Source organism: Streptomyces sp. NPDC006309 (genome assembly GCF_040613095.1).
Taxonomy (GTDB): Bacteria; Actinomycetota; Actinomycetes; order Streptomycetales; family Streptomycetaceae; genus Streptomyces.
The window spans coordinates 26,124-36,514 of record NZ_JBEXRO010000044.1; the positions used below are offsets into that span (position 1 = coordinate 26,124).

The following is a 10,391-nucleotide window of genomic DNA, read 5'->3' on the forward strand; positions in this document are numbered from 1 at the left end:
TCCCGGACGACAGCCGTGGTACGACGCCGGAACACCTCCCGACCGCGCACCTGCGAGGGGCCGCCATGAAGAGCACGATGCAGGACCGTCCACTGCTCGTCCGCGACATCCTCGGCCACGGGCAGCGCGTCTACGCGGACAGCCGGGTCGTGCGCTGTGCCGACGGACCGGCCGCCCGTTCCTCGCAGTCCTTCGCCGGCATCGCCGGCCAGGCCGAGCGGCTCGCCGCGGCGCTGCACCGGCTGGGCGTGCGCCCCGGTGAGCGCGTGGCCACGCTGGCCTGGAACACCCCCGAGCACCTCGTGGCGTACTTCGCCGTACCGAGCATGGGCGCGGTGCTGCACACCCTCAACCTCCGGCTGCACCCCGACCAGTTGGGCTATATCGTCGAGCACGCCGAGGACGCCGTCCTCCTGGTCGACGCGACCCTGCTGGAGACACTCGCCCCGCTGCGGGACCGGCTGGGCGGCGTCCGCGACATCGTCGTCATCGGCGACGCGCCCAAGCCGGACCTGCCCCGGCACATCGCCGTGCACCGCTGGGACGAGCTGCTGGCGGCCGAGCGGCCCGGCTTCGCCTGGCCCGACCTGGACGAGCGGGAGGCGGCGGCGCTCTGCTACACGACCGGCACCACCGGCCATCCCAAGGGCGTCGCCTACAGCCACCGGTCGATCTTCCTGCACACACTCGGTGTGTCGTCCGGCGCCGGTTTCGCGATGCACGACGGCGACCGGATCCTGCCGATCGTGCCCATGTTCCACGCCAACGCCTGGGGCTGGCCGTACGCGGCCTGGCTGGCGGGCGCCGACCTGATCATGAACGGGCGGCTGCTGCACCCCCCGGAGCTGGCCCGGATCATCAACGAGGAGCGGCCCACCGGGGTGGCGGCGATCTGCACGATCTGGAACAGCCTGGTGCGCCACGGTGAGCAGCACCCGCTGGACCTGAGCGGCGTACGGCTCGCCGGCTGCGGCGGTGCCACCCCGCCGCGCGCCCTCCTCCAGCAGCTGAAGGACCGCTACGGCGTCCGGCTGAAGCAGGGCTGGGGCCTGACCGAGACCAGCCCGCTGGCCACCTTCGCCGTCCCGCCGCACGGCACCCCCGACGAGGAGGAGGTCGACTGGCTCGCCAAGAGCGGCCGGCTGATGCCCTGCGTCGAGGTGCGGCTGATCGCGGAGGACGGCACCGAACAGCCTTGGGACGGCACGTCGGTGGGCGAACTGGAACTGCGCGGGCCCTGGGTGACCGGCTCCTACTACAACACCGCCGACTCCGCCGAGAAGTTCCACGACGGCTGGCTGCGCACCGGCGACCTGGGAGTGATCGAGCCGGGTGGCTGGGTGGTGGTCAGCGACCGGCTCAAGGACGGCATCAAGAGCGGCGGCGAGTGGATCTCCACCATCGAGCTGGAGAACGCGATCATCGAGCACCCCGCGGTGCTGGAGGCCGTCGTCGTCGGTGTCCCCGACCCACGCTGGGAGGAACGCCCGCTGGCCTGTGTGTCGTTGCTGCCGGGCGCCGATGTCGGCGTCGATGAGCTGCGGGAGTTCCTCGCCGGGCGGGTGGCCCGCTGGTGGGTCCCGGAACGGTGGTCGTTCATGGACGCGGTGCCCAAGACCAGCGTCGGCAAGTACGACAAGCGGTCGGTGCGCGCGATGTACGCGGACGGCGCCCTGCGGGTCTCGGCCGCACCGCAGGTTCCCGGTCCGCCGTCCGCGCGGTGAGCGCCGCTGCGGTGCCCCTGCCGTCCCCGGGGCACCACAGCGGCCGGGGCACAGGAGGAACCCCGGCCGCCCGGCCGCTCACCCCGGCACGCCTCAGGTGGACACCCGTCGGGCCGCCTCGGCCAGCAACTCCCGCTGTCCGTCCGGTTCCAGACCCAGTTCCCGCACCAGCCGGAAGGTCAGCAGCAGCCGGGCCTGGAGTACCGTCTCGGGGTCCACGCGCCCCCCGCCGGACGCCTCCCCGCCGTACAGCCCCTCGGTGACCAGGCCTTCGAGGAACGCCGGGGTGAAGTCCTCCGCGCCGGCCTCCAGCGAGCCGAGCACGCCGGCGACGTAGCCGCTGATCTCCTCCGGTGCCGCGCCGTGCGGGAACCGGCGGCGGACCGCCAGCGCGAACGCGGCGCCGACCGCCTGCCCGTAGCGCGGGGCGGCGGGATCCAGGGCCGTGGACTTCTGCGCGAAACCGATGAAGTCGAACGCCAGCAGCGCTCCCAGGACGTCGAGTTCGGTGACGGTGACCGTGGTCATGCGGGCTCGCCTTTCGCAGCGGGGGAAGTGGCCGGAGTGCCGCGGGCGGCGGTGACCGTCGCGGCCGCGATGCGTTCGGCGTCCCGTCCGACGAAGCCGAGCAGCGCCGATCCGCGGGTGCGCATCCGGTACAGGCCCAGGTAGTAGCTGCCGGGCAGCGCGCCCACGCCCTCCGTGTGCCGGGGCTGCCCGGTCTCGTCGAGCATCGCCGGGTCGAGCCAGCTCCAGTCGGTGCGGTAGCCGGTCGCCCAGATCACCGCGGACGGCCTGAGGCGCTCACCGTCCGCCACCAGCAGCTCGGCGCCCCGGGCCGCGGTGATCCGGCCCACCGTCCGGATACGGCCGTCCGCGACCAGCGCGGGCACCCGGTCGCCGACGACCGGATCCGGTGCCCGCATGCTCACCGGCATGCTCATCACGCCGAGGACGCTCATCCACCAGAACATGTCCCGCCCGACGACGGTCTGCGGCAGCGCCGGTGAGACGGTGTCCCCGCAGCTGAGCACCACCCGGTGGGTGCCGGCCAGCTCCACGGCTATCTGCCGCCCGGAGTTGCCGTCCCCGACGATCACGACCGTGCCCGGCGGGACCTGCGCGGGGCCGTGGTAGTCACCGGTGTGCAGGGACCGGACGTCCGGGGCGAGCGCGGCGGCGAACTCCGGGATCCGCGGGGTGCCGAACGCGCCGGTCGCGATGACGACCTGGCCGGCCCGGCAGTCACCGTGCGCGGTGGTCAGCAGATAGCCCTCGCCGTCCCGGCGCAGGGCCAGCACCCGGTGGCCGGGCACCACCGCAAGCTCGAACCGCCGCGCGTAATCCCGCAGATACGCGGCGACCTCGTCCTTGCCGGGGTAACGCGCACCGGGGCCGGGGAAGGGCAGACCCGGCAGCGCGGAGAACCGCGCGGACGTGAACAGCCTCAGCGACTCCCACCGCCGCTGCCAGGTCTCGCCGACCGCGCTCCCGGCGTCGAGCAGCACGCAGGGCACGCCGGCCTGCCGCAGGTAGTACCCCACGGCGAGCCCGGACTGGCCCGCCCCGACGACGGCGACCGGCACGGTGGCCGGCAGCGCGCTCACCGGGTCTCCCCGGCGACCGCGCGCGGGCGGCGGCCGCCGACCGGGCGGGCCGGGGCGGGACCGCCGCGCAGAGCGGCCAGGACGACGGTGGAGGCGGCGGCACACACCACGGCCGCGACCCACATCGCGGCGTGCAGCCCGGTCAGGAACGCGCTGTCGGCTTCGCCCACCACGGCCCCGCGCAGGCCCGGCGGAGCGTGCACGACCGCCCGCAGGGTGCCGCCGAGGGACGTCCGCGCCCCGGCGGGCAGCGCCCCGGCCGCACCGCCCAGCGCGTGCCGGTAGACCGACCCCAGGACGGAGCCGAGCACCGCGACACCGAAGGCCGTACCCAGGTGCCGCACCGTGTTGGCGACGGCGGACCCGGCGCCGGCCTTCGCGGGCCGCACCGCGGACATCGTCGCCGCCATGCCCACCGCGAACGTCGCCCCGAAACCCAGCCCGAACAGCGCGTGCACGGCCTCGAAGACCCAGACCGGGGTGGCGGCGTCCACCACCGCGTAGAAGACACAGCAGGCGGCCATCAGCAGCCCGCTGCCGCCGAGGGCGACCGCGGGGCCCCAGCGGGCGATCAGCCGGGTGGCGGCGGCACCGGACACGGTCGAGCCGACCGCGAGTGGCAGCGTCAGCAGCCCGGCCTGCACGGGCGTGAAGTCCCGCAGCTGCTGGAGGTAGAAGGAGAGGATGTACGTCGCCCCGGTCGCGACGAAGAACGAGGCGGCCAGCGCCGCCGCGCCGATCGCGAACCGCCGGTCGGTGAACAGCGACGGGTCGAACGCGGGCTGGTCCTTGCGGCGGGCGGCCACCATCATCACGGTGAGCAGGACCAGACCCAGCAGGACCGGGCCGAGCACGACCCCCTCCAGCCAACTGCTCTCCTCACCGCCCTCGATCACTCCGTAGACGAGGGCGCCGACACCGGCGACCGACAGCAGCACCCCGGTGACGTCCACCCGGGGAGCCCCCGAGCCACGGTTCGCCGGCACCAGCACGCCGACCATCGCCAGCGCGACGACCGCGAAGGGCACGTTGACCAGCAGCAGCGTCCCCCACCAGAAGGTGGACAGCAGCGCGCCGCCGACGACCGGCCCGGCCGCGATGCCGATCCCGGCCGACATCGACCAGTAGCCGATGGCCCGGGCCCGCTCCCCGTCGGGGAACACGCTCGCGATGACCGCCATCGTGCAGCCCGGCACGACGGAGGCGCCGACCCCCATCACGGCCCGCCATCCGATGAGTTCGGCCGGGCTGGACGCCCACGCGCCGGCGAGGGACGCGCCGAGGAAGACCACGAGGCCGGCCAGCAGCACCCGCCGCCGGCCGAACCGGTCACCCAGGATGCCCGCCGTGAACAGCAGCGCGGCGAAGGTGAGCGTGTAGGCGTCCATCGACCACTGCAACTGGGCGTTGGACTCGCCCAGTCCGCTCTGGATCGACGACAGGCCCACGGTCATCACCGTGTTGTCGATGGTCGCGATGAACATCATCAACGCCATCGCGCCCAGTATCAGCCACCGTTTGGGGTCGGCGGCCCGATCAGTTCGCATGTCGGTTGTCCTCACTCCTTGGACCGGACCCGCCGGACCCGCAGGTCCCGTCCGGGGCGGACCGGCCGGGCCGCCGGTGAGACGGCCCGGCCGGCCGGTCAGTTGGCGTCGAGTGCCCGGCGCAGTTCGCCGGCCAGGACGCGCAGCCCCTCGCCGCGCATCACCGTGTAGTGGTCACCCGGAACGTCGACGAGGCCGGCGTCACCGGGGAAGTACGCCATCCAGCGCGACGCGGTCTCCGCCGTCGCACCGCCGTCCGCGGCCCGCAGCGCCAGCACCCGTCCCGCGAAACCGCGGGGCGAATGGCGAAGCAAGGCACGGTAGTTGGTCCGGAACCGGGCGAAAATACGGCTCAGCGTGGCGAGGTCGACGTCGTCCGACAACGCCCCCGCCGCGCACGCCTCGCTGTGCAGCACCTGCACGGGCGGGCGGCCGTCGAACGCCTCGGGCGGCAGCTCCCAGTCCACGCCGGCCAGTCCCGCCAGGTCCCGGGCGAACCAGGTCAGCAGCACCTCGTCGGTGACGGGCGCGCCCTCGGCCGGCCCGGGCGGCTCCAGGAGATCCACCACGGCCAGCAGGTCCACCTCGGCGCCCGCCGCGGTGAGCTGGGCGGCCGTCTCCAGGGCGATCACCCCGCCCATCGACCAGCCCCCCAGCCGGTACGGGCCCTCGGGCAGCGCCTCGCGGACCGCCGCCGCGTAGTGCGCGGCCATGTCCTCGACACTGAGCAGTTGCACGTCCGGCGACTGGAGCGCGTAGAACGGCTGGTCCTCACCGAGGAGTCCGGCGAGTTCCGCGTAGCAGAGCACGTCACCGCCGACCGGGTGCACGAAGATCAGCGGGGGCCGCGAGCCGGTGGTGCGCACCGGCACCAGTGCCGTGCGGCCATCGTCGCCGCTGCCGGCCTCCCGGACCGCCTGGGCGAGCAGTTCGATGGTCGGCCGCGCGAAGAGGGTGGACAGCGGCAGGCTGCGGCCCAGACCGCGGGCGATCCTGGCCATCAGCCGTACCGCGAGCAGCGAGTCACCGCCGAGTTCGAAGAAACCGGCGGTCACCCCGACCTCGGCCAGGCCGAAGAACTCCGCCCAGATCTCCGCCAGCCGGCGCTCCACGTCGTCGCGGGGCGCGACGAAGCCGGTGCCTTCGGCGGCCACCTCGTCCGGTGCGGGCAGCGCCGCCCGCAGGATCTTCCCGTTGTCGCTCAGCGGCAGTTCGTCCAGGACGAGGATCCGCTGCGGCACCAGATAGCGGGGCACCGCGCGGCGCAGCGCCTCGGTGATCCCGGCCTCGGTGTCCGTCCGTCCGTCGTCGAGGACGACGTAGGCGATCAGCCGCTTGGGACCGTGCTGTTCGCCCGCCGCGACGACCGCCGCGGCCCGCACCCCCTCGCACTGGGTGAGGGCGGCCTCCACCTCGCCCAGCTCGATGCGGTACCCCTGGATCTTCACCTGGCAGTCCTGCCGGCCGAGGAACTCGATGGTGCCGTCCGGCAGGAAGCGCCCCAGGTCACCGGTGCGGTACAGCCGTTCACCGGTGACCGGGTGGTGCACGAAGGCGGCCCGGGTCTTCGCCTCGTCGTTCAGGTACCCGCGGGCCAGACCGACACCGGCGATGTAGAGGTCACCGGGCACCCACACCGGGCAGGGCCGCATCGCGCCGTCGAGGACGTGGAAGCGCTGGTTGCGCATCGCCCTGCCGTAGGGAATGCTCACCCAGTCCTCCCCGACCTGCCCGATCGGCTGGCAGATCGACCAGATGGACGCCTCGGTGGCGCCGCCGAGGCTCCACTGCTCGGCGTCCGGCAGCAGCAGCCGGATCCGGCCGGGCAGCGTCACCGGGATCCAGTCCCCGCTCATCATCACCAGCCGTACCGGCAGCCCGGTCAGCCCGTTCGCGAGGGCGTGCTCGGTGAACATCTCCATCAGCGCCGGCACGCTGTTCCACACGGTCACCCGGTGCTCGGCGACGAGTTCCGCCCAGCGGGCCGGTTCGCGGTGCGCGGACGGCTCGGGCAGGACGAGCGCGCCGCCCACCGACAGCAGCCCGAAGACGTCGTAGACCGACAGGTCGAAGTTGAGCGCGGACAGCCCCAGCGCCCGGTCCGCCGCGGTGACGCGGTAGCGCTCGTTGACGTCGACCACCGTGTTCAGGGCCGCCCCGTGCTCGATCATCACACCCTTCGGCAGCCCGGTGGAGCCCGAGGTGAAGATCACGTAGGCGAGGTCGGCGGGTCCGGCGCCGCACGGGCCGAGCGGCCGGTCGTCACCCTCGTCGTCGGCCCGCACCACGGTCCTGGCCACGCCCTGCGGCCACACGGCGGTGTCCTCCACCCACGGCTGGGTGACGACACGGCTGATCCCGGCGCTCTCCAGCAGCACCCGCAGCCGTTCGGCGGGCACGCCGGCGTCGATCGGGACGTACGCCGCCCCCGCCCGCAGGATGCCGAGCGCGGCGACGACCTGCTCCCAGCCCTTGTCCATCACGATGGCCACCAGGTCGCCGGGACCGGCTCCCTGGGCGCGCAGCCGGTGCCCCACCTGGTTGGACCGGCGGTCGAGACCGGCGTACGTCAGTGTCAGCGCCGGCGTGATCACCGCGGGTTCGTCCGGCCGCGACGCGGCCTGTGCGAGGACCCCGTCGTGCAACAGCCCGTCCGGTACGGGCCCGTCGGTGGCGTTGGCCGCGTCCCGCACGTCGAGATCGGCCGCCGGGACGAGAACCGGCACGGGCCGCTGCCAGGCCCCCGGGTCCCGCGACAGGTCGTCCAGCAAGCGCAGATAGGCGGCGAACATGGCGTCGACACAGCCCGCGGGGAACAGCTCCTCGATCACGTCCCAGTTCAGGACCAGTTCACCGGCCTCCTCCACCGCCTGGTGGTCCAGCCACACCTGCGGGGTGCGGACCGAGCTGCTGACCTGGCGGCCGTTCTCCCCGATCCCGGCCAGATACTGCACGACACCCCGCCGCTCGGTGTCCTGCTGACCGGCGAAGTTCACCAGGCTGGTGAAGACGACCGGCGCGGCGGCCCGCACCGATCCGCCCCTGGCCCGGTTCAGTTCCCTGAGCACCTGCACCCCGCTGACCTGGCTGTGCTCCATGTCGCTCCACAGCCGGCGCTGCACCTCTTCGGCCCGGCCGGCGAACGCCTCGGTGGCCGCGTCGTGGATCTCCAGCAGCACGGTGGTGGAGAAGTTGCCGATGACGTCACCGACCTGCGGGTGCAGCGGCAGACGGTTGAAGAACAGCAGGTTCAGCGAGAAGTCGGGGGTGGCGCTCCACGCCGCGATGACCTGCGAGTACGCGGTGCACAAGGCCGCGGACGCGCTGACGCCCGCCGCCGCCGCGTGCCGCTTGAACCGGGACCAGTCCCGGCTCGACAGGGTCGCTCCCCGGTGGCTGAACACCGGCCGGTCCAGGCTCGACGGATCGACCGCCAGCGGCAGTTGCGGCGCCGGCGGCAACGTGTCGAGCCGGTCCCGCCAGTAGGCCAGTGCCCGGTCGTACTCGGGCCCGCTCTCCAGGGCACGGGCCTGCCGGACGTAGTCCCGGTAGCGCAGCCGCAGCTCGGGCAGCGTCTCACCGCGGTAGTGCGCGGCCCACTCCTTGAACAGGATCGACGTGCTGAAACCGTCGATGATCAGGGCATCGAAGCCGGCGTGCAGCCGGACCACCCGGTCGTCGATCCGGGTCACCCGCACGTCGAACAGCGGCCAGCGGGCGGTGTCGAACACCTGCCGCCGCATCTCCTCGTGGACGGCGGTCAACGCGGCCTCGCGCCCGCCCGGATCCAGCGCCCGGACGTCGTTCTCCCGGATCACGTACGCCGGAACGTCCCGCAGCACACGCTGCTCACCCTCGGCCGTGAAGACCGCCCGCAGCATGTCGTGCCGTTCGATCATCGCCCGGAAGGAGGCGGCGAGACGGTCGGTGTCCACGTTCTCCAGGTCGATCTCGATCTGGAAGTAGGTGGAGGTGCCGCCCAGTTCGAAGACGTCACCACGGCCGACGAGGTAGGCCTGCTGAAGGTCGGTGAGCCCGAACGGCTCGTAACGCTCCGCGTCCTCGGCCCGGGACTCGGTGCCGGTGTCCGCGGCGGCCTGCCCGGCTGCCGCGTCACCGTCGGTTTCCTGAGCACTCCCGGCTTCGGGGTTGCCCTCGGCTTCAGGGTCGTCCTCGGCTTCGGCCGCGGTGCCGAGGGCGCAGAGGATGTCGTCGGCGATGTCGTCGCCGCCGCGGCCGTTGAGGAACGCCGTCATCGGCAGCAGGACGTCGAACCGCCGGCTCAGGGCCAGCCGGATCTTCATCGCGATCAGTGAATCGAGACCGAGCGCCTGCAACGGCTGGCGCCCGTCGAACCGGGCCGCCTCCATACCCAGCGCCTGCGCCACGGTCCGTGCCACGAACGCCCGCACCGTCTCGGGCGTGAGGGCGGGTACTTCTTCGGCCACGTCCGCCGGGTCGGGGGCGGAGGCCGTCAGGTTCACGGTCTGTGCGTGCGGCCCAGGCACCACCACGGACGTGGGTACGGCCGCGGGTTCCGCGCCGGGCCGGGTAGCGGCCGGAGCGAACCGCACACCGTCGGCCTCGGCCACCAGCCGCCCGTCTCCCGCGACGAGCCGGATACGCGCCCGGGCGCCACCGTCGAACAGTTCCGCATGACAGCGCAGCCCGTCCTCGGGGCCACCGCGGCGGTAGTGGACGAAGCGGTCCAGGCCCACCGGCACGAGGGCCGGTCCGCCCACGGGGAAGCAGGCCAGTGCGGTGTGGAACATCGCGTCGACCAGACCCGGGTGCAGCAGATAGGGCTCCGCCTCACCCGACACGGCGGCCCGGATCGCGGCCGTGGCCTCGTCCCGGCCGAGCCTGATCCGCTCCACCCAGCGGACGGCCGAGCCCAGATACAACGCACGCTGCCACAGCAACCGGTACAACTCGTCCCCGGTCAGCTCCCGGCCCGACTCCACCACCGCGAGCGCCACCGTCGGCGCGGCCGGCGCGCCCGAGCGGACCTGCCCCTCCGCGTGCAGCTGCCAACCACCGGCCGCATCCTGCGCGTAGTACCGGAACGCCCCGTCGTCCACGACGAGCTGGACGGCGCGTTCGGTGATCGCCGACGGGTCGGCGCCGGCCGGGGCGAGCACCAGATCGAGCGGCAGCTCCAGACCCTCGACGGACACCGGCCCCGGCCCGGCCAGTTCGGTGACCGCCTCGATCGCCGACGCCAGGAACACCCCGGCACCGACCACCGGCCGTCCGCCGACCACGATGTCGCCCAGGCAGGGATGCGCCGCCGGGTCGAGCCGGGCGGCGAACTGCGCCTGCGCCAGCGGCGACGGCAGCCGCACGCCCAGCAACCGCACCGGCTGCACCGGCCGCCCCTCCGGACGCGGCCCACTCACCGTGACGACCGCAGGATCCGGGGTGAGCCAGTAGTGCTGGTGTTGGAAGGGGTAGGGGGGTAGTTCGGTGGGGTGGGTGTTGTAGGGGGTGAGGAGGGTGGGCCAGTCGATGGT

At 73.5% G+C, this 10,391-nt stretch carries 5 protein-coding genes; 1 reads left to right on the forward strand and 4 read right to left on the reverse strand.

The window, feature by feature from the left end:
* The first annotated feature begins 65 nt into the window (after positions 1-65).
* Positions 66-1,724, forward strand: coding sequence for a long-chain fatty acid--CoA ligase (locus tag ABZ117_RS33160; protein WP_356826328.1), 1,659 nt, complete (start codon positions 66-68; stop codon positions 1,722-1,724).
* 93 nt (positions 1,725-1,817) lie between these two features.
* Here ABZ117_RS33160 and ABZ117_RS33165 read toward each other — a convergent pair whose 3' ends face one another.
* The 4 genes from ABZ117_RS33165 to ABZ117_RS33180 all read right to left on the reverse strand — a co-directional run bounded on the left by ABZ117_RS33165 (position 1,818) and on the right by ABZ117_RS33180 (position 10,277).
* Positions 1,818-2,252, reverse strand: coding sequence for a hypothetical protein (locus tag ABZ117_RS33165; protein ID WP_356826330.1), 435 nt, complete (start codon positions 2,250-2,252; stop codon positions 1,818-1,820).
* Positions 2,249-3,331, reverse strand: a complete 1,083-nt coding sequence (locus ABZ117_RS33170; protein ID WP_356826332.1) for an NAD(P)/FAD-dependent oxidoreductase — start codon at positions 3,329-3,331, stop codon at positions 2,249-2,251. The genes ABZ117_RS33165 and ABZ117_RS33170 overlap by 4 nt, the downstream gene beginning before the upstream one ends.
* Positions 3,328-4,878, reverse strand: coding sequence for an MFS transporter (locus tag ABZ117_RS33175; protein WP_356826334.1), 1,551 nt, complete (start codon positions 4,876-4,878; stop codon positions 3,328-3,330). The genes ABZ117_RS33170 and ABZ117_RS33175 overlap by 4 nt, the downstream gene beginning before the upstream one ends.
* A gap of 98 nt (positions 4,879-4,976) precedes the next feature.
* The gene (locus ABZ117_RS33180; RefSeq protein WP_356826336.1) at positions 4,977-10,277 is read right to left on the reverse strand and encodes an amino acid adenylation domain-containing protein; all 5,301 of its coding nucleotides are present in this window, start codon (positions 10,275-10,277) and stop codon (positions 4,977-4,979) included.
* Between the last annotated feature and the right edge of the window lie 114 nt (positions 10,278-10,391).